Below are 17,811 nucleotides of genomic sequence, written 5' to 3' on the forward strand. Positions count from 1 at the left end.
ATTAACAAAGGCGACTGACATGTCAGTCGCCTTTGTCCAGCTGTCAGTTACTTTTCAGACCGGGTTATCAATATCGATAAACTCGCACTCCAATCCAAATTTCTCCTGCAAAAGTTTGCCCAGAGCCATTACACCGTACCGCTCTGTTGCATGATGGCCTGCTGCAATATAAGTGACACCCGACTCTCGGGCCAGGTGCACAATCGGTTCAGAAATTTCTCCGCTAATGTAAGTATCAGCACCTGCATTTATCGCCTGCTCCAGATAGCTGTGAGCGGCTCCCGTACACCATGCAACTTTACCCGGAGATTTTTCCGGATCACCAATTACCAGTGGTACTCTGTTAAGTACCCGCTGAATTAATGTCGTAGCAGCCTTTATATCCGGCACTTTCTCCGGCGCCCAGCCCCCCATCCAGCCAAGATTTTCATCCCCGAAATATCCGTCTGGCGTTAAACCAAGCAACTGGCCTAACTGCGCATTATTTCCTATTTCCGGATGTGCATCTAAAGGCAAATGATAAGCAAGTAAGTTAATCTGATTCTGAATCAGCGAAGATATGCGCTTATATTTCTGACCAGCGATACGCATATCCTCTCCTCGCCAGAAATACCCATGGTGCACAATGATCGCATCAGCTCCGTGGGCTATTGCAGCATCGATCAGTGCCTGACAGGCTGTAACACCGGTTATTACGCGGCGAATGAGCGGTTTCCCTTCCACCTGCAGTCCATTTGGGCAATAATCGCGAAAGCGGCTTACCTGCAGCTCGTTGTCAAGGAAGCGGATGAGCTCATTGCGGTGAATTTCTTTTTCTTTCATATATTGTGATGAAACGACTTTGGTTACTGTTTGCGCAAACTGTTACGGTTGCACTTGCACTCTGGTTTATTGTAGCGACACTGAAGCCGGAATGGCTGCGTCATAACGGAAATAACTTCCCATCCATTCAGGCAGGTTTGAATGGCATTAATAACGCTCCATCAGGCAACTCTCCCGGTACAGCCTCGTACAGGGATGCTGCGGGAAAAGCGATGCCATCAGTTGTTAATATATATACATCGAAAGAAGTGAAGCGGCAACGCAATCCCTGGATGAATGATCCGTTTCTGAAGCGATTCTTCGGAGAACAGCCCCAGCGCGAAGAACGGCAGTCCAGCCTGGGTTCTGGCGTGATTGTCAGCGCATCCGGATACATCCTTACTAATAACCATGTCGTTGAGTCAGCAGACGAAATCGAGGTTGCGCTAACAGATGGTCGCAAAGCGAGTGCCAAAATTATCGGAACAGATCCGGAAACTGACCTGGCTGTCATCAAAATTGATCTTGGAAATCTGCCGGTGGCAACTCTCGGGAACTCAGATCAGGCCCAGGTGGGTGATGTTGTACTCGCGATAGGAAACCCCTATGGCGTCGGACAGACTGTAACTATGGGTATCGTTTCGGCAGTAGGCCGTACGAATCTGGGAGATAATGGCTTTCAGAGTTTTATCCAGACCGATGCTGCTGTTAATCCGGGGAATTCCGGCGGCGCACTGATTGATGTTCATGGTAATTTACTCGGCATTAATACCGCGATTTACTCTCAAAATGGCGGCTCTGTCGGTATCGGGTTTGCGATACCGATAGCGAGTGCACGTCAGGTAATGGAGTCAATCATCAGTCAGGGACAAGTTGTCCGTGGATGGATAGGCGTTGAATTACAGGAAATCACACCCGAACTTGCTGATAGCCTGGGCTTGAAAATGGCATCCGGTGCAATCATTGCAGGCGTTGTTCGCGACGGTCCGGCGTTCCGTGCTGGCATCAAACCTATCGATATTCTGGTGGATGTAGAAGGGAAAGCCGTACACAGCACTAATGACATGCTGAATCTGGTTTCTCAATTAAAGCCGGGGAGCAATGCAAAAATTAAGATTTTACGCAACAATACCGAAATGGTATTGCATGTTGTTATCGGAAAACGTCCGCAGTTTAAGAAAGATGAGTAAACATGCACTTATCTGATTTGCAAGCTTTCTTATCGGAGCTCAGTGAAAATAATCACCGTGCCTGGATGGCAATGAATAAGCCCCGATACGATATTTTGCGCAATGAGTTCCTCGAACTGACGGGGGCGCTGATTAACAGTCTACAGCGTACCGACCCTGCAATTGCAAATACCAATCCGGCAAAAGCACTATTCCGGATTAACAGAGACGTTCGTTTCAGCAAAGATAAGTCGCCGTATAAAACAATCTTTTCTGCTTCTATCGTACCTGATGGACGAAAAAAACCTTCTGAAGGTGGTGGTCCAGCGTATTACTTTCAGTTTGATGCGCAAGGCGTTCTGCTCTTCGCAGTAGGAGAATATCTGCCGCCACCACACAGGCTCCGGCAAATACGGGATCAGCTTATATCTGATGGAAATGGATTTCTCGATGCGATTAATCAGGATCCCTTTCGCTCAAATTTTCCTGCAATACTTTCTGAAGGGCGATTAGTGAAAGTACCTCGAGCCTATCCTGCAGAGCACCCGATGGGGGAATGGCTGAAATATAAAAGCTTTATTGCCGTCAATGAAATCAGCTATCTTGGTATGTCAGCCTCAGAAGTAAAAAATCAACTACTGATGGCTTTTGAAAGTGCGAAACCATTGATTTACTGGCTTCGCACCTCACATCACATTGCAGTTAATGCATACCCTGAATAATAACCGCTCAGATTAAACCGACTCTTCAGGCTCAGGCGCCTTTGTTACCCTGACAAACAGCGGAGCTACTAACAAACCAAGCTCATACAATAGCCACATTGGCAAAGCCAGAGAGAACTGGCTAACAACATCCGGTGGCGTAACAATCGCTGCAACCACAAATGCACCGACAATAACGTATGGTCGGATCGCCTTGAGCTTCTCCAAAGGGACAATTCCCATTCTGACCAAGACCACGACAACGACTGGTACCTCGAACGTCACCCCGAATGCAAGGCACATGGACATAATGAAGTCCAGATAGTTTTCTATGTCCGGTGCGACATGGATAGACTGTGGCGCAAACTCATTAATGAAATGAAAAACCCGGCCAAAAACCAGAAAATAACAAAATGCGACTCCAGCGACAAACAAGAGCGTAGATGAAATCACCAGCGGTGCAATCAGGCGTTTCTCATGTGCATATAATCCGGGTGCAACAAATGCCCAGACCTGATACAGCACCCATGGCAACGCAATCACAAATGCCGCCAGTAACGTTACCTTCATCGGAACAAGAAATGGTGAAATGACGCCGGTCGCAATCATTTGAGAACCAGCTGGCAACGATTCCAGCATAGGCTGAGCAAGGAAATCATAAATAGTTGCCGGTCCGGGCCAAACCATCAGAATCAGACAAACCAGCCCTAGCCCATACACGGCTTTTACAATGCGATCCCGCAACTCAACCAAATGAGAAATGAAGCTTTCTTCAGCTGCACCGCCGTTACTGTCACTCATGAATTTTTTCAGAAAAAGCTAACTGGACGCCGTCCATTAGCACGAAACTTCGCCATCCTCGCGGAACCGGAAATAACGTGCTGTCGTGTTTGATGGCGACTTTTATACCATTGGGGCACTGCCGATGTACGTGCGAGTTTTTTACGGCGAAAGGTGTTTCGCTTGCGAATAATGGATGCAGGGTCAGCAACAAATTCTGTCAATGGAGCAGATACATCAGCCGACGTAGCATCCGAAAACGCAGAACCCACATCATTTGATACATCCTGCCAGCCCTGATTGATTGATTGACTCACATTTTGTGCAGCTTGCTCTACTTCTGTCTGCATCTTTCGCAAAGACTCCAGTTCAATCTCTTTGCTGACTTCGGCTTTAACATCATTGATGTATCGCTGCGCCCGGCCAAACAGCGTGCCAGCCATGCGCGCAACCCTGGGCAATTTTTCAGGCCCGATGACAACCAACGCCACTACGCCGATCAGTGCAAGCTTACTGATGCCGAGATCAATCATGATCCGTCCCTGTCGAAAAGCGAACGATCACGATCAGATTTTTTCTTTGTTTTCAACAGTCTGATTTTGTACTTGCTGCGGTGTCGAACTATCCGCACCATTCACGCCATCTTTGAAGCCTTTGACTGCCTTACCAAGGTCAGACCCGACATTAGCCAGTTTTTTCGTACCAAATACTAAAACAACAACGACCAGCACAATCAGCCAGTGCCAGATGCTAAAAGAACCCATTTCATACTCCCGGGGAGTGCTGCTCCCCTCATTATTTCAGTTAATCAACGCCAGGGTTTGGGACCGCCAATGACGTGCATGTGCAGATGATACACCTCTTGCCCGCCATCAGGACCGCAGTTGATCAGTGTTTTGTAACCACCGGTCAGACTGCCATCCGCCTGCAAAACTGGTGCACAACCTGCTTTTTCCGCAAGCTGAGATGCAAGTGTCAGCATTTTACCGAGCAATCCCTCATGCTCCACACCAACAGAAGACAAGGTATCAAAGTGCTTCCGGGGAATTATCAGTATGTGAACCGGGGCAGCCGGGCGAATATCATTAAATGCAATCAGATCCTCATCTTCATATACGATGGTCGCCGGAATCTGCCCTGCTGCAATTTTGCAAAAAATACAGTTATCCAATTTATTTCCAGATTTATTAATGGAATTTATCAGTTATCGCCACGCGATGCCTTTTCAACCAACCCGGAAAGACCCTCACGTCGCGCCAGCTCATCCAGTATCTGTTGCGGATGCACATTATAGTTCGCCAACATGACAAGCGAATGAAACCATAAATCTGCACATTCGTAAATCAGATCAGCGACATCACCACTGATGCGGGCATCTTTTGCCGCTAGCACAGTTTCTGTTGCCTCCTCGCCAACCTTCTTTAGGATAGCGTCATCACCCTTCGAAAACAGCTTGGCAACATAGGAAGTCGCCGGATCGCCACCATTCTGCGGCTTACGGGATTCAATCAGTTCGCTAAGGCGATTAAGAATTATTTGCTGATCTATCATTTATAAATCACCCCCGGGTCTTTCAAAACAGGTTCAACTGCTACCCATTCAGCATTCTGAACTTCTCCATTCAGCTTTTGAAAAAAGCACGAATGGCGGCCCGTATGACAAGCAACCGAACCGGTTTGCGTGACTTTAATCAGGACAACATCTTCATCACAGTCCAGGCGAATTTCGTGGACTTTTTGAACATGCCCTGACTCCTCCCCTTTGTGCCAGAGCTTTTTACGCGACCTACTCCAGTAAACAGCCTCACCGGATTCAACGGTTTTTGTCAGTGCCTCACGGTTCATCCACGCGAACATCAGGATGTCATTGCTTCCAAGCTCCTGAGCAATGACAGGCACCAAGCCATTTTCGTCCCAGCGGACTTTATTCAGCCACTTCGCAGCACTCATAGCAACCTCACGGGAATTCCCTGATCGGCCATAAACTGCTTTGCCTCACCAACTGTGTGCTGTCCGTAATGAAAAATACTTGCTGCCAAAACGGCATCAGCACCACCCTTCCGAATACCGTCTGCTAAATCCTGCAAGCCACCGACACCGCCGGACGCGATCACCGGAATTGGTACCGCATCGGATACTGCCCGCGTCAGCGCCAGATCGAATCCTGACCGGGTACCATCCTTATCCATACTGGTCAGCAAAATCTCACCTGCACCAAGCTCAGCCATATGCTGCGCCCACTCAACCGCATCAAGCCCAGTCGGATTACGACCACCATGGGTGTAAACTTCCCACTTACCTGGTTTAACCTGCTTTGCATCAATGGCAACCACAATGCATTGGGATCCATACTTATGTGCTGCATCAGCAACTAAACGCGGATTCGTTACTGCCGATGTGTTCATGCCGACTTTATCTGCGCCAGCATTCAGCAAACGGCGAACATCTTCGACGGCACGCACTCCGCCACCCACCGTGAGTGGAATAAATACCTGAGATGATACCGCCTCAATAATTGGCAATATCAGGTCACGCCCATCGGAAGAAGCGGTAATGTCAAGAAAAGTGATTTCGTCTGCACCTTGCAGATTGTAGCGCCGCGCAATTTCAACCGGATCGCCAGCATCACGTAATTCCTGAAAGTTAACACCTTTGACAACACGTCCGGCGGTCACATCCAGACAAGGAATAATCCGTTTAGCAAGTGTCATTCCTCAGTCACTTCCATATCATCGAACTCACCGCTGAGTTCATCAGCACGATTTTGTGCCTCCTGTAAATTCAGGGTACCTTCATAAATTGAGCGGCCGCAGATTACCCCTTCAATACCTTCATCCTGCACCTCACAGAGTGCCTCAACATCTTTGATCGTATGGACACCACCGGATGCAATTACCGGAATATTCACCGCCTGCGCCAGTTTTACGGTGGCCTCGATATTGACACCACCCATCATTCCATCACGACCAATGTCAGTATAAATAATCGACTCAACACCGTAGTCTTCAAATTTACGTGCCAGATCAATCACTTCATGACCGGATAATTTACTCCATCCATCCGTCGCGACCTTACCGTCTTTAGCATCAATGCCAACGATAATCTGGCCGGGAAATGCACTGCATGCGTCAGCGAGGAATCCCGGATTTTTTACTGCTGCAGTACCGATAATGATGTAAGAAATACCATCATCAAGATATCGCTCTATCGTGTCGAGATCGCGGATACCACCACCTAACTGCACGGGTATTTCTTCCGTACCGGTTTCTTCAGCAAAATCGCGCACTGCCTGCAAAATTGCTTTTACCGCACCTTCATTTTTTGGTTTTCCGGCAAACGCGCCGTTCAGATCAACTAGATGTAATCTGCGTGCACCATGACGCAACCAGTGGCGCGCCATATCAGCAGGATCTTCGGAAAATACGGTAGCTTGTTCCATATCGCCTTGCTTAAGGCGTACGCAGTGACCATCTTTCAGGTCGATAGCAGGGATGAGCAGCATGATGTAAAAAGTGACGTCAGAGAATCTGAAAAATCAGGTTATAAGCTTAAAAAGACGCAATCAGGGTTTCCAGTGTACAAAATTCTTATACAGTTGCAACCCGGCAGATGCACTCTTTTCAGGATGGAACTGTGTTGCAAAAATATTGTCTTGGGCAACAGCGCAGGTAAATGTAACGCCGTACTCTGTCACCGCACTCGTATCAGCTGAATTGTCGGGACAGGCATAGAAACTGTGTACAAAATAAAAGTAGGCATCTTGTTCAATGCCAGTCCACATGGCATGCTTTTGCGTCTGGCGAACACGATTCCAACCCATTTGCGGAACCTTGTAACGGGAGCCGTCGGGCTGCTTAAGTCCCTCTAGTGAAAAACGCACGACCCGTCCTGGTAACAAACCAAGCCCTGGCGTATTTCCCTCCTCACTGACATCAAACAGCATTTGCTCACCGACACAAACGCCAAACATCGGCTTATTCCGACTGGCCTCCAGCACGGCCTCCTGTACGCCGGATTCCTGCAAACTGCGCATACAGTCAGGCATTGCCCCCTGACCCGGTAATACGATACGTTCAGCAGCACGTATTTGCTCAGGATCTCCGGAAATTAACACCTCAGCTTCAGGGGCTACAGCCCTAAGCGCCTGCGCAACAGAGCGCAAATTTCCCATGCCGTAGTCAACTACAACGATTTTTTGCATGATCACATGTACCCGTTACAAACAACCTTTAGTGGATGGGATCACGCCCGCAGAGCGAGGATCCAGTTCGGTTGCCATACGCAGTGCACGTCCGAACGCTTTAAATACCGTTTCCGCCTGATGATGCGAGTTGTCTCCACGGAGATTATCTATATGCAGGGTCACCTGAGCATGATTCACGAAACCCTGAAAAAATTCACGGAACAGGTCAACATCAAATCGCCCGATCGCGGCTCTGGTGAACGGGATGTGATAGCTGAGACCAGGACGGCCTGAAAAATCGATCACGACTCTGGATAAAGCTTCATCCAGCGGCACATATGCGTGACCATAACGGCGGATGCCCTTCTTATCACCGACAGCCTGTACAAACGCTTGTCCCAGCGTAATGCCGACATCTTCCACCGTGTGATGATCGTCAATATAGGTATCGCCCTTAGCTTCAATCTCAAGGTCGATCAGACCATGGCGCGCAATCTGATCCAGCATATGATCCAGAAACGGAACGCCGGTATTCAGCTTTTGCTGACCAGTACCATCAAGATTAATTGCAACACGGATTTGTGTTTCACTGGTATTGCGGGTCACCGCCGCAATGCGGTTTTCTGAAATAGTCATGATGAAATAGATGCTGCAAATGCAGCCAGAAAACGGGTATTTTCTTCTCGAGTACTGACCGTAACGCGCAAACAGTTCTCAAGCAGTGGATGCATTTTACCCACATTTTTTACAAGGATCCGGTGCTGCAGTAATTTGCCGAAAACTTGTTCGGCCTGTGCAACACGAATTAACAGGAAATTGGCTGCTGACGGATAAACCTGCACACCCGCCATATTCTCCAGTGCGCTGGAAAGTATGGTGCGCTGCGCTCTTAACTCTGCTGCCTGCTCTTCAAGTACCTGCGCATGCCGGAGCACGAAACACGCCGCTGCTTCCGTCAGCACATTGATATTGTACGGAGGGCGTACTTTCTCAAACTCAGTCATCAGTTCAGGTGAGCCTGTCATGTATCCAAGGCGAATTCCCGCCAGCCCCAGCTTGGAGACCGTGCGCATCACGACCAGCTGTGGATAGCGAGGAATCTGATCCATCCACGATCGCTGCGCAAATGGCTGATATGCCTCATCCACCACAACAATACTTTCCGGACTTGCTGAAATAATGTCGTGCATGACAGCATCATCAAACAGCGCACCTGTCGGATTATTCGGATAAGCGAGGTATATGATGGCAGGACGGTGTTGACGTATAGCGCTGAGCATCGCGTCACGGTCAAGCTGAAAATCCGGGGTTAGCGGAACACCGACAAACTCCATTCCCGCCAGTTTTGCTGACATGGCGTACATCACAAATCCGGGTACCGGTGCAAGAATTTTTGCGCCAGGCTTTGCACAGGCAACAGCCAGCATGGAAATTAATTCATCCGAACCATTTCCCAGTACAACAGGCCAGTCCTCCGGCACATTAAACTGCGTCCTGATATGCTTTTTCAGCGCAGTATAAGCAGGTGCCGGATAACGATTCATCGGCACTGCGGCAAGATGCTTCGAAAGCGCTTGCTGCAATTCAGCAGGAAGGGAATACGGATTTTCCATCGCATCCAGCTTCAGAAAGCCATCTGCATCCGGGACATGATAGGCCGATAAGGCCAGTACTTCAGGACGGATCACAGCCGTCACAGGTGAGGAACTCACAATACACTCCGGGTATCGTTAACAGGGACAGGCTGAATACCGGATATCCTGTAATCATGCCTGTATCGCTTCGCACAGCGCTTGATCCTGCAATGCGGCCAGGCGCTGTTCTATCATGGCGCAATAATCCGGATTTAATTCAAATCCGGAAAAATCGCGTCCACAGCGGCGGGCAGCAACAGCGGTAGTGCCGCTGCCCATAAATGGATCAAGAACAACACCACCTGGTGGGCAGGATGCCTTGATCATACGTTCAATAATTTCCAGCGGTTTTTGTGTCGGGTGATCTTCCCGTTCTGCATGTTCACGGTGCAGACGAGAAACACTCCAGACATCCTTGGGATTAAAGCCCAGCTCGAGCCACTTGGCACCTTCAAAAATTTTTCTGGTCCTGGCTTTTTTTGTTGCCTCATCGTAAGGGATACGAATTGCGTCAAGATCAAAATAATAGTCTTTTGCGTTGACGAAAAAACCTATCGTATCGTGTACGGAAGAGTAACGCCGTACAGAGCCTCCCATCGACGGTACACGCCTGTCCCAGATAATTTCGTTCACCATTTGCATGCGCTTTTTCAGCATGACAAAAATTTCCGGCGAATATCGCCAGGTCAGAAAAATATACAGGCTGCCGTTTCGCTTGAGTTTTGGGAGTGCCAGATCGATCCAGGCTGACATCCAGTCCAGATATGCATCTGCCTCCAGCTTATCGGAATCATTGCCATAATCTTTTCCCAATCCATAGGGCGGATCAGCAAGAATCAGGTCGATACTGCCGTCGGGAATGCGCTGCAATCCCGTCAGTGCATCTTCGCAATAAATCCGGTTTCGCCAAGATGGCATCATGCTTCCCCGCGATCCTTCAGACGCATCTCAGCGCTGCGGGCATGTGCCTGCAAGCCTTCACCATAAGCGAGCTCTGCGGCAATTTTTCCCAGTACCTGAGCCCCCTCTTCGGAAACACAGATGACGGATGAGCGCTTCTGGAAGTCGTACACGCCCAGTGGCGATGAGAAACGTGCCGTACGGGAAGTGGGTAGAACGTGATTTGGTCCCGCGCAGTAGTCACCAAGAGATTCTGACGTAAATCGTCCGAGGAACATCGCACCGGCATGCCGGATTTTATCTGCCCAAATGTCAGGGTTCTGCGCTGAAATCTCCAGATGTTCAGGCGCAATACGATTCGCAATATCACAGGCCTCATCCATGTCAGCGACCTGAATCAGGGCACCACGATTCGCCAGAGATGTGCGGATCACATCCTGCCTTGGCATTTGCGGTAACAGGCGGACAATGCTCTCCTCAACTGCATTCAGATATGCAGCATCAGGGCAAAGTAATATCGATTGCGCGAGTTCGTCATGCTCTGCCTGAGAAAATAAATCCATCGCGACCCAGTCGGGGGGCGTGGTGCCATCACAAATAACCAGAATTTCAGAAGGTCCGGCGATCATATCGATACCAACCGTTCCGAAAACACGACGCTTGGCAGCCGCGACATAGGCATTGCCCGGGCCAACAATTTTATCAACCTGAGGAATCGATTCTGTTCCGTAGGCCAGTGCGCCGACTGCCTGCGCACCGCCTATCGTAAAGACACGGTCAACACCGGCTATCGCCGCAGCCGCCAGTACCAACGGGTTTTTAACTCCGTCCGGCGTCGGCACCACCATAATAATCTCGCCGACTCCGGCTACCTTTGCCGGAATTGCATTCATCAGTACAGACGAAGGATAAGCTGCCTTTCCACCGGGTACATAAATGCCGACACGATCCAGCGGTGTTACTTTCTGACCAAGACGAGTGCCGTCTGCTTCAGTATAAATAAAGCCATCTGAGCCGCACTCAGCTTTCTGACGTTCATGGTAAGCACGCACTCTAGCGGCAGCGTTCTCCAGCGCAGCCCTGCGTTCCGGCGTCAGACTTTCGAGGGCGGCCTGCAACTCTGCCTGCCTGAGTTCAAGACTGGCAACATTGTCAGCCTGCATACGATCAAAACGGTTCGTCGCATCAAGTACAGCGTTGTCACCCTGTGCACGGACACTGGCAAGTATTTGCGCAGCAGCCCTGTCAATAGCTTCATCTTCCGTTGCTTCAAAAGCCAGCAATGCGTGAAGTCGTCGTAAAAAATCCGGTTCCGCAGAATTGAGTCGTGATATCAGTGAAGCCATGAATTTACTTTCTTACCTTTATTTCAGACAGAGCGGCGTGCGGCCTGCTCAAAGGCCTGCAAGATCGGTTGCAAACGTTCGCGTTTCAGCTTAAGGGCAGCCTGGTTCACAATCAGACGTGATGAGATATCCATAATGTGCTCAACTTCCACCAAATTGTTTGCACGCAAGGTGCTGCCGGTACTGACCAGATCCACGATCGCATCTGACAATCCCACCAGCGGTGCGAGTTCCATAGAACCATACAATTTGATCAGGTCAACGTGCACACCTTTTTTTGCGAAGTGCTCACGAGCGGTCTTGGTATATTTGGTAGCCACCCGCAGTCGTGCTCCCTGACGTACAGCCTTGTCGTAATCGAATCCGGCAGAAACAGCGACCGAAACACGGCACTGTGCAATATTCAGATCAATAGGCTGATACAAGCCTTCACCACCGTGCTCATGCAACACGTCTTTTCCAGCCACACCGAAGTCAGCAGCACCATGCTGAACATAAGTCGGGACGTCAGATGCACGCACAATGATCACACGTACCGCCGGGTCATTCGTTGCCAGAATCAGTTTGCGGGATTTTTCCGGATCTTCAGTAACACGAATTCCGGCAGCCTCGAGTAAAGGCAAAGTTTCTTCAAAAATACGGCCTTTAGATAACGCAAGCGTTAATTGCTGGCTCATGATTTCACCCGTTCAATCTGCGCACCGACACCTTTCAGCTTGACCTCCATACGGTCATAACCGCGATCCAGATGGTAAATACGATCCACCAGCGTTTGTCCTTCTGCAGCCAGACCAGCGATCACCAGAGACGCCGAAGCACGCAAATCTGTTGCCATCACCGGAGCACCAACCAGACGCTCTACACCGGTCACAATGGCTGTATGTCCATCGATATCGATATTTGCCCCGAGACGGTTTAACTCCTGCACATGCATGAACCGGTTTTCGAAAATAGTTTCTGTTACGCGACTACTGCCCTGTGCAACACAGTTCATCGCCATAAACTGTGCCTGCATATCTGTTGGAAAACCCGGATATTCCGTTGTTCGGAAACTCACGGCTTTTGCTCTTCCGCTCATTTGCGCACGAATCCAGTCTGGTCCGGACGTCAGGATGACGCCTGCCTCACGCAATTTGTCGAGTGCGACATCCAGTATATCGCTGCGAGTGCGTGTCAGAGTCACGTCACCACCGGCAGCTGCAACAGCGCACAGGAAAGTTGCAGTTTCAATACGATCAGCAATCACACTGTGGCTGGCACCATGCAGTGTCTCAACACCCTGGATCACCAGGCGATCCGTACCAATGCCGTCAATTTTCGCGCCCATTGCTACCAGCAAGTGCGCGAGATCCGTTACTTCCGGCTCACGCGCTGCATTTTCGAGTACGGTTTCGCCTTCCGCCAGCGTTGCCGCCATCAGTAAGTTTTCCGTACCGGTCACCGTAATCATGTCGGTTACGATACGTGCGCCACGCAGTTTCTTCGCTTTCGCGTGAATGTATCCTGCCTCGATCGTAATTTCAGCGCCCATCGCCTGAAGACCCTTGATGTGCTGATCAACCGGACGGGATCCGATCGCGCAACCTCCAGGCAACGATACTTTCGCTTCACCAAAGCGCGCCAGTAATGGTCCGAGAACCAGAATGGATGCACGCATGGTTTTAACGAGATCATACGGTGCTTCAAGTTTATTAATTTCTGCGCCGTTGAGCACAGTAACGCCATTTTCCTGCGTAACCTGCAAACCCATCTGACGCAATAATTTCAGCATTGTGCTGACGTCTTGCAGAGATGGAACATTACTCAGAACAACATCACCTGCGGTCAGTAAACCCGCGCAGAGAATTGGTAAAGCCGCGTTTTTTGCACCTGCGATTTCGATTTCGCCGTTCAGGCGCTGACCGCCTGTAATCAGTAACTTATCCATTATGCCTGGTACTCTTCAGGTGTCAGTGTTTTCATCGACAGAGCGTGAATTTCCTCACGCATACGGTCACCCAGCACCGCATAAACCATTTGATGGCGCTGAATCAAACGCTTGCCGGCAAACGCGGCGCAAACGATCACAGCCTGAAAATGCTGACCATCACCCTCAACTTGCAGATGTGTGCAGTCGAGACCTGCTGCGATGTACTGATGAATTTGTTCTGGGGTTGGTAACACAATAAATCTCCGGCAAAAATCAGTGGCGTAATTTATAGCCACTGCGCAACATTTGCAGCGACAGTGCTGCAAGCGCAATCAGAAACAGACTGACAATCAGCATACTGTGCAGCGGATCAACGTCAGAGACGCCGAAAAAGCCGAAACGGAAGCCGTCAATCATGTAAAAAAACGGGTTAAAGCGGGACAAGCCCTGCCAGAATGGTGGCAGTGAATGGATAGAATAGAACACGCCTGACAAGAAAGTCAGCGGCATAATCAGGAAGTTCTGAAACGCTGCCAGCTGATCAAATTTCTCAGCCCAGATTCCCGCAACCAGACCCATCGTACCCAGTATGGCAGCACCGAGCAAGGCAAAAACGAAAATCCATAAAGGCGCGACAAAATGCAGGTTTGCAAACCACGCCGTCACAACAAAAACACCCAGTCCTACCGTCAGACCACGCAGCATCGCTGCCAGCACATACGCACCGAATAATTCCCAGTGCGACAAAGGCGGCAGTAACACAAACACCAGATTGCCGGTAATTTTGGATTGAATCAGCGACGATGACGAGTTTGCAAACGCATTCTGCAACACACTCATCATGACCAGACCTGGAACCAGGAAGGCGGTATACCGGACACCCGGATAAACCTGCACATGCTCTTCAAGCACATGTCCGAAGATCAGCAGATACAACAAAGCTGTCATCACCGGTGCCGTGATTGTCTGGGTTGCCACTTTCCAGAAGCGTAAAACTTCTTTGTACAGCAGGGTTTTAAATCCTGTCAGATTGCTCATTTGTGTCCCTCCATCATTTGCAGGAACACATCTTCCAGATCAGCCTGCAGCAACTGCATATCTTCAATTTTCCCGCCAGACGCACGAATCGCGGCGAGCATGGTCTCCACCTGAGAGAAATCCGTCACACGCAGCACATGCTGTCGAGGGTCAGCCGTGGTTTCATGACTCACAACGCTCGGCAACAAGGAATCCGGTAACCGGGTCTGACCACAGGCTGCAAGCGTTACGCGCAGTTGGGAGCCGGAAATACGGTTAATCAGATCAGAAGTCTTGTCGAGTGCCAGCAATTTTCCGAGCTTCATCATCGCAATACGGCTGCACAAGGCCTGCGCCTCTTCCAGATAGTGCGTCGTCAGAATAATCGTATGGCCCTCGCGGTTCAGACGCGAAATGAACTTCCACAATGTCTGACGCAACTCCACATCCACACCGGCTGTTGGCTCATCCAGCACAATCACCGGCGGCTTATGCACCAGCGCCTGAGCGACCAGTACACGCCTTTTCATGCCACCCGATAAAGCACGCATATTGGTATCTGCTTTGTTCGTCAGATCCAGATTTGCCATAATTTCGTCGATCCAGTCATCGTTGCGACGGATGCCGAAATAACCTGATTGCATACGCAGGGTTTCACGTACAGTAAAAAACGGATCAAACACCAGCTCCTGCGGGACAACACCGAGGTGGCTGCGTGCTTCGCGGTACTGATTAACGACATCATATCCCTGAACTCTGACTGTTCCGGAGTCCGCACGGCTGAGGCCTGCGAGTAAAGAAATCAGTGTCGTCTTGCCAGCCCCGTTCGGGCCAAGCAATCCGAAAAATTCACCTTCTTCCACGGTGAAAGAAACGCCGCCCAACGCTTGAAGGGCCCCATAGCGTTTGTGTACATCCGTAATTTGTAGAGCTGCCATTTGGCGTGCTTTGCTTTCGTAATGAGAGAATCAGGGATATCTGTCCGGACGACAGAAAACTACCGATTATAGGGGATTTTCGGCAGTAGAGCCGAAGGCTCCCGGTAGATACGGGAGCATCAGACCGTGAGCGTCAATGTCGCTCAGGAACAGGTGCAGAAGAAGTGAAATGTGCGCTGAGGCCATACAAGGCCATCAGACTTTGCAAAGTGGAAGGCACTGCCTGAAAAGCGAGTGATACACCCAGCTTACCGGCTTCACGTTGCCATGCGACCATTGCGGCTACAGCAGCGGAATCCGCTTTTTCCGTTGCGGAAAAATCGAATATATTCTCGCCGCTGCGCATTGCCTGCAAACCCGCTTCCAGAGCGGACATCAGGTTTGCCTGTGACAATTCATTGCCGACAACGTACACACATCCTCCTTATTTACCGCCTTTAGCAGAAGCAGCGGCCAGCTTCTTGTTTTTATCCGACAGCGTCTTGATCAGACCATCAATACCGGACCTGGAAATTTCAGCAGAAAAACTGCCTTTGTAAGTTTCAACCAGCCATGCACCCAGCACGTTGATATCGTAAATCTTCCAGCCTGTTGCAGATTTTTGCAGACGATAATTCAGCTGAATCGGTTCACCACGGGATTGTACCACTGAAGTCTTCACTTCGACGTCAGTATCATCCGCAGCAGCACGGAATGGTTTGAATTCAACGCGCTGGTCTTTGATTTGCGACATTGCGCCGGAGTAAGTGAAGATCAGCAAAGTACGGAATTCAGTCGTCAGTTGCTTTTGCTGTTCCGGCGTGGCTTCGCGCCAGCTTTTACCTGCTGCCAGCGAAGTCATGCGCTGAAAGTCGATAAATGGCAGGATTTTGCCTTCCACCATGTCATAGATTTTTTTCTGATTTCCAGCCTGAATATCTTTGTCATTCTTGGCTGTATCGAGAATTTCCTGACTCAGGCGTTTGATCAGCTGATCAGGCGCTTCATCTGCTGCATGCGCCAGACCTGTTACGGCAACAGCGGAAATCATCAGCGCTACCAGTGTATTCCAGAATTTTTTCATCATCATTCCCTTCTTTCGCCGGAACACCGCACTTACCGGGTCCGAGTAGTTAATTTTTATTCGTCTTCCTGTTTACGGATGTCATTCGCACGTTTTTGCAGGTAGGCATCACGAATAAATACATATTTATCCAGCGCAGCCTCTTCCAGCAGCGTACCAGCATCCAGCACGGATGCACGTTTATCAACCAGCTTCAGAACCGTACCGGAGTTACGGATATACACAGGCTCTTTGTAACTCCAGAGATCCGCTTTCATATCGACCGGCATCGCAGCTGTATCACGCAAGGTAGAAGAGCCCAGCATTGGCAATACGATATACGGACCGGAAGGCACTCCCCAGACACCCAGCGTCTGACCAAAATCTTCTTTGTGCTTTTGCAACCCTGCAGGTGATGCAATATCAATCACACCGCCAAGACCAAATGTCGAGTTGACTGCCACACGCATTACATCTGACATGCCATCACCGACTTTGCCTTGCAGGATGTTATTAACCGCACTCCAGACATCACCGATGTTACCGAAGAAATTACTCACGGCAGTCTGAAAAAAGCCCGGTGTCGTATCGCGGTACACGCGGGCTACCGGTTGTAATACGTTCTGATCAACCGAATCATTGAAGTTGAACATCAGTCGGTTAAAGCCCTCAAGCGGGTCACTCGGATTTTTTCCGATATTGGTTTTGGTACTGATGGCATCTATGGTCTGATCGGTTTTGGCACGAATTTTTTCTGTGTTGACAGTACTGCAGGCACTCAGTACCAGTCCGCACAAGAGTATCAGAGCAGCACGCAGCAAACGTGCGGAAATCGGGAACATTATTTTTTCTCCTCGCCACTGCTGTCAGCCGCTTTGCTGAACAGGAACTGGCTGATCAGATTTTCCAGAACAACGGCAGACTGCGTCATTTTGATGCGGTCACCGGACGCCAGATTGGCAGTATCCCCCCCCGGCTCCAGACCGATGTATTGCTCACCGAGCAAACCTGCGGTCAGAATTTTCGCAGAGCTGTCTTTCGGAAACTGGTAACGGGACTGCAATTCCAGAGTGACATTTGCCTGGAAGGTTTTGTCATCAAAGGTAATCGATTTCACACGGCCAACCACAACGCCGGCACTTTTGACCGCAGCACGCGGCTTGAGGCCACCGATATTATCGAAGCGCGTCGTCACTTCATAGGTCTGGTCCAGCGTTAATGAACTCATGTTGCCGGCTTTTAATGCGAGGAACAGCAGGGCAGCAGCGCCCAACAGTACAAATATGCCGACCCAGAAGTCAAAATTTTTCTTTTGCATTCTTTATCCTTCCCGATTGCTGCTTTATATCAAATGTCGATTGCAGCGATATTTCATTGTGTAACTGCGGTGAA

The 17,811-nt window shown here is 49.7% G+C and carries 25 protein-coding genes; 2 read left to right on the forward strand and 23 right to left on the reverse strand.

What is annotated here, in order from left to right:
* Positions 1-54: 54 nt before the first annotated feature.
* Positions 55-822 carry a Nif3-like dinuclear metal center hexameric protein gene (locus IE092_RS17190; protein ID WP_308427153.1) on the reverse strand — a complete coding sequence of 256 codons (768 nt, stop codon included), beginning with the start codon at positions 820-822 and terminating at the stop codon, positions 55-57.
* 8 nt (positions 823-830) lie between these two features.
* On the opposite strand from IE092_RS17190, the gene IE092_RS17195 reads away from it, so the two are divergent.
* Both IE092_RS17195 and IE092_RS17200 read left to right on the forward strand, forming a co-directional pair.
* Positions 831-1,991 (forward strand): Do family serine endopeptidase, encoded by a 1,161-nt coding sequence (locus IE092_RS17195; protein ID WP_189358650.1) that lies wholly within the window; start codon positions 831-833, stop codon positions 1,989-1,991.
* A gap of 2 nt (positions 1,992-1,993) precedes the next feature.
* Positions 1,994-2,692 carry a DUF2461 domain-containing protein gene (locus IE092_RS17200; RefSeq protein WP_189358652.1) on the forward strand — a complete coding sequence of 233 codons (699 nt, stop codon included), beginning with the start codon at positions 1,994-1,996 and terminating at the stop codon, positions 2,690-2,692.
* A gap of 12 nt (positions 2,693-2,704) precedes the next feature.
* Here IE092_RS17200 and tatC read toward each other — a convergent pair whose 3' ends face one another.
* The 22 genes from tatC to mlaD all read right to left on the reverse strand — a co-directional run bounded on the left by tatC (position 2,705) and on the right by mlaD (position 17,737).
* Entirely contained in the window at positions 2,705-3,472 is a 768-nt protein-coding gene (tatC, locus tag IE092_RS17205) for a twin-arginine translocase subunit TatC (protein WP_189358654.1), read from the reverse strand.
* 8 nt (positions 3,473-3,480) lie between these two features.
* A complete protein-coding gene (gene tatB, locus IE092_RS17210; protein ID WP_189358656.1) occupies positions 3,481-3,984 on the reverse strand; it encodes a Sec-independent protein translocase protein TatB in 504 nt (167 codons plus the stop codon).
* Positions 3,985-4,017: 33 nt separating this feature from the next.
* Positions 4,018-4,215, reverse strand: coding sequence for a Sec-independent protein translocase subunit TatA (tatA, locus tag IE092_RS17215; RefSeq protein ID WP_189358658.1), 198 nt, complete (start codon positions 4,213-4,215; stop codon positions 4,018-4,020).
* 44 nt (positions 4,216-4,259) lie between these two features.
* On the reverse strand, positions 4,260-4,622 hold the full coding sequence (locus IE092_RS17220; protein ID WP_189358660.1) for a histidine triad nucleotide-binding protein: 363 nt from the start codon (positions 4,620-4,622) through the stop codon (positions 4,260-4,262).
* A gap of 29 nt (positions 4,623-4,651) precedes the next feature.
* Positions 4,652-5,002, reverse strand: a complete 351-nt coding sequence (locus IE092_RS17225) for a phosphoribosyl-ATP diphosphatase (RefSeq protein ID WP_189358662.1) — start codon at positions 5,000-5,002, stop codon at positions 4,652-4,654.
* Positions 4,999-5,400, reverse strand: a complete 402-nt coding sequence (gene hisI, locus IE092_RS17230; RefSeq protein WP_189358664.1) for a phosphoribosyl-AMP cyclohydrolase — start codon at positions 5,398-5,400, stop codon at positions 4,999-5,001. The genes IE092_RS17225 and hisI overlap by 4 nt, the downstream gene beginning before the upstream one ends.
* Positions 5,397-6,161 (reverse strand): imidazole glycerol phosphate synthase subunit HisF, encoded by a 765-nt coding sequence (gene hisF / locus IE092_RS17235; protein ID WP_189358666.1) that lies wholly within the window; start codon positions 6,159-6,161, stop codon positions 5,397-5,399. The genes hisI and hisF overlap by 4 nt, the downstream gene beginning before the upstream one ends.
* Complete coding sequence (gene hisA, locus IE092_RS17240) at positions 6,158-6,952, reverse strand: 1-(5-phosphoribosyl)-5-[(5-phosphoribosylamino)methylideneamino]imidazole-4-carboxamide isomerase (RefSeq protein WP_189358668.1); 795 nt, start codon at positions 6,950-6,952, stop codon at positions 6,158-6,160. The genes hisF and hisA overlap by 4 nt, the downstream gene beginning before the upstream one ends.
* Before the next feature lie 60 nt (positions 6,953-7,012).
* Positions 7,013-7,651, reverse strand: coding sequence for an imidazole glycerol phosphate synthase subunit HisH (hisH, locus tag IE092_RS17245; protein WP_189358670.1), 639 nt, complete (start codon positions 7,649-7,651; stop codon positions 7,013-7,015).
* Positions 7,652-7,666: 15 nt separating this feature from the next.
* A complete protein-coding gene (gene hisB / locus IE092_RS17250; RefSeq protein WP_189358672.1) occupies positions 7,667-8,269 on the reverse strand; it encodes an imidazoleglycerol-phosphate dehydratase HisB in 603 nt (200 codons plus the stop codon).
* The gene (gene hisC / locus IE092_RS17255) at positions 8,266-9,345 is read right to left on the reverse strand and encodes a histidinol-phosphate transaminase (protein WP_229793240.1); all 1,080 of its coding nucleotides are present in this window, start codon (positions 9,343-9,345) and stop codon (positions 8,266-8,268) included. The genes hisB and hisC overlap by 4 nt, the downstream gene beginning before the upstream one ends.
* Positions 9,346-9,399: 54 nt before the next feature.
* Positions 9,400-10,185, reverse strand: a complete 786-nt coding sequence (locus IE092_RS17260) for a DNA-methyltransferase (protein ID WP_189358749.1) — start codon at positions 10,183-10,185, stop codon at positions 9,400-9,402.
* A complete protein-coding gene (hisD, locus tag IE092_RS17265) occupies positions 10,185-11,513 on the reverse strand; it encodes a histidinol dehydrogenase (RefSeq protein ID WP_189358674.1) in 1,329 nt (442 codons plus the stop codon). The genes IE092_RS17260 and hisD overlap by 1 nt, the downstream gene beginning before the upstream one ends.
* A 23-nt stretch (positions 11,514-11,536) precedes the next feature.
* Positions 11,537-12,190, reverse strand: coding sequence for an ATP phosphoribosyltransferase (gene hisG / locus IE092_RS17270; RefSeq protein ID WP_189358676.1), 654 nt, complete (start codon positions 12,188-12,190; stop codon positions 11,537-11,539).
* Positions 12,187-13,440, reverse strand: a complete 1,254-nt coding sequence (gene murA, locus IE092_RS17275) for a UDP-N-acetylglucosamine 1-carboxyvinyltransferase (protein ID WP_189358678.1) — start codon at positions 13,438-13,440, stop codon at positions 12,187-12,189. The genes hisG and murA overlap by 4 nt, the downstream gene beginning before the upstream one ends.
* Positions 13,440-13,676, reverse strand: coding sequence for a BolA family protein (locus tag IE092_RS17280; RefSeq protein ID WP_189358680.1), 237 nt, complete (start codon positions 13,674-13,676; stop codon positions 13,440-13,442). Before IE092_RS17280 ends, murA begins: the two co-directional genes overlap by 1 nt.
* A gap of 19 nt (positions 13,677-13,695) precedes the next feature.
* Positions 13,696-14,460, reverse strand: a complete 765-nt coding sequence (locus IE092_RS17285; RefSeq protein WP_189358682.1) for an ABC transporter permease — start codon at positions 14,458-14,460, stop codon at positions 13,696-13,698.
* Positions 14,457-15,377 carry an ABC transporter ATP-binding protein gene (locus IE092_RS17290; RefSeq protein WP_189358684.1) on the reverse strand — a complete coding sequence of 307 codons (921 nt, stop codon included), beginning with the start codon at positions 15,375-15,377 and terminating at the stop codon, positions 14,457-14,459. Before IE092_RS17290 ends, IE092_RS17285 begins: the two co-directional genes overlap by 4 nt.
* A 133-nt stretch (positions 15,378-15,510) precedes the next feature.
* Positions 15,511-15,792 carry an STAS domain-containing protein gene (locus IE092_RS17295; protein WP_189358685.1) on the reverse strand — a complete coding sequence of 94 codons (282 nt, stop codon included), beginning with the start codon at positions 15,790-15,792 and terminating at the stop codon, positions 15,511-15,513.
* Between the two features lie 9 nt (positions 15,793-15,801).
* Positions 15,802-16,440 (reverse strand): MlaC/ttg2D family ABC transporter substrate-binding protein, encoded by a 639-nt coding sequence (locus tag IE092_RS17300; RefSeq protein WP_189358751.1) that lies wholly within the window; start codon positions 16,438-16,440, stop codon positions 15,802-15,804.
* Positions 16,441-16,496: 56 nt separating this feature from the next.
* Positions 16,497-17,261 (reverse strand): MlaA family lipoprotein, encoded by a 765-nt coding sequence (locus IE092_RS17305; RefSeq protein WP_189358687.1) that lies wholly within the window; start codon positions 17,259-17,261, stop codon positions 16,497-16,499.
* Positions 17,261-17,737 carry an outer membrane lipid asymmetry maintenance protein MlaD gene (mlaD, locus tag IE092_RS17310; protein WP_189358689.1) on the reverse strand — a complete coding sequence of 159 codons (477 nt, stop codon included), beginning with the start codon at positions 17,735-17,737 and terminating at the stop codon, positions 17,261-17,263. The genes IE092_RS17305 and mlaD overlap by 1 nt, the downstream gene beginning before the upstream one ends.
* Positions 17,738-17,811: the final 74 nt, after the last annotated feature.

The sequence above is a fragment of the Cognatundibacterium squillarum genome, assembly GCF_014652435.1.
GTDB lineage: Bacteria > Pseudomonadota > Gammaproteobacteria > Burkholderiales > Burkholderiaceae_D > Undibacterium > Undibacterium squillarum.

Excerpts from the sequence above, each read along its gene's own strand:
- hisD (WP_189358674.1), bottom strand. The coding sequence starts at position 11,513 with ATGGCTTCACTGATATCACGACTCAATTCTGCGGAACCGGATTTTTTA.
- IE092_RS17225 (WP_189358662.1), bottom strand. The coding sequence starts at position 5,002 with ATGATAGATCAGCAAATAATTCTTAATCGCCTTAGCGAACTGATTGAA.
- mlaD (WP_189358689.1), bottom strand. The coding sequence starts at position 17,737 with ATGCAAAAGAAAAATTTTGACTTCTGGGTCGGCATATTTGTACTGTTG.
- IE092_RS17260 (WP_189358749.1), bottom strand. The coding sequence starts at position 10,185 with ATGCCATCTTGGCGAAACCGGATTTATTGCGAAGATGCACTGACGGGA.
- hisF (WP_189358666.1), bottom strand. The coding sequence starts at position 6,161 with ATGACACTTGCTAAACGGATTATTCCTTGTCTGGATGTGACCGCCGGA.
- hisA (WP_189358668.1), bottom strand. The coding sequence starts at position 6,952 with ATGCTGCTCATCCCTGCTATCGACCTGAAAGATGGTCACTGCGTACGC.
- IE092_RS17290 (WP_189358684.1), bottom strand. The coding sequence starts at position 15,377 with ATGGCAGCTCTACAAATTACGGATGTACACAAACGCTATGGGGCCCTT.
- murA (WP_189358678.1), bottom strand. The coding sequence starts at position 13,440 with ATGGATAAGTTACTGATTACAGGCGGTCAGCGCCTGAACGGCGAAATC.
- hisB (WP_189358672.1), bottom strand. The coding sequence starts at position 8,269 with ATGACTATTTCAGAAAACCGCATTGCGGCGGTGACCCGCAATACCAGT.
- hisG (WP_189358676.1), bottom strand. The coding sequence starts at position 12,190 with ATGAGCCAGCAATTAACGCTTGCGTTATCTAAAGGCCGTATTTTTGAA.
- tatA (WP_189358658.1), bottom strand. The coding sequence starts at position 4,215 with ATGGGTTCTTTTAGCATCTGGCACTGGCTGATTGTGCTGGTCGTTGTT.
- IE092_RS17300 (WP_189358751.1), bottom strand. The coding sequence starts at position 16,440 with ATGAAAAAATTCTGGAATACACTGGTAGCGCTGATGATTTCCGCTGTT.
- hisI (WP_189358664.1), bottom strand. The coding sequence starts at position 5,400 with ATGAGTGCTGCGAAGTGGCTGAATAAAGTCCGCTGGGACGAAAATGGC.
- IE092_RS17305 (WP_189358687.1), bottom strand. The coding sequence starts at position 17,261 with ATGTTCCCGATTTCCGCACGTTTGCTGCGTGCTGCTCTGATACTCTTG.
- IE092_RS17200 (WP_189358652.1), top strand. The coding sequence starts at position 1,994 with ATGCACTTATCTGATTTGCAAGCTTTCTTATCGGAGCTCAGTGAAAAT.
- hisH (WP_189358670.1), bottom strand. The coding sequence starts at position 7,651 with ATGCAAAAAATCGTTGTAGTTGACTACGGCATGGGAAATTTGCGCTCT.
- IE092_RS17195 (WP_189358650.1), top strand. The coding sequence starts at position 831 with ATGAAACGACTTTGGTTACTGTTTGCGCAAACTGTTACGGTTGCACTT.
- tatC (WP_189358654.1), bottom strand. The coding sequence starts at position 3,472 with ATGAGTGACAGTAACGGCGGTGCAGCTGAAGAAAGCTTCATTTCTCAT.
- IE092_RS17285 (WP_189358682.1), bottom strand. The coding sequence starts at position 14,460 with ATGAGCAATCTGACAGGATTTAAAACCCTGCTGTACAAAGAAGTTTTA.
- IE092_RS17190 (WP_308427153.1), bottom strand. The coding sequence starts at position 822 with ATGAAAGAAAAAGAAATTCACCGCAATGAGCTCATCCGCTTCCTTGAC.
- tatB (WP_189358656.1), bottom strand. The coding sequence starts at position 3,984 with ATGATTGATCTCGGCATCAGTAAGCTTGCACTGATCGGCGTAGTGGCG.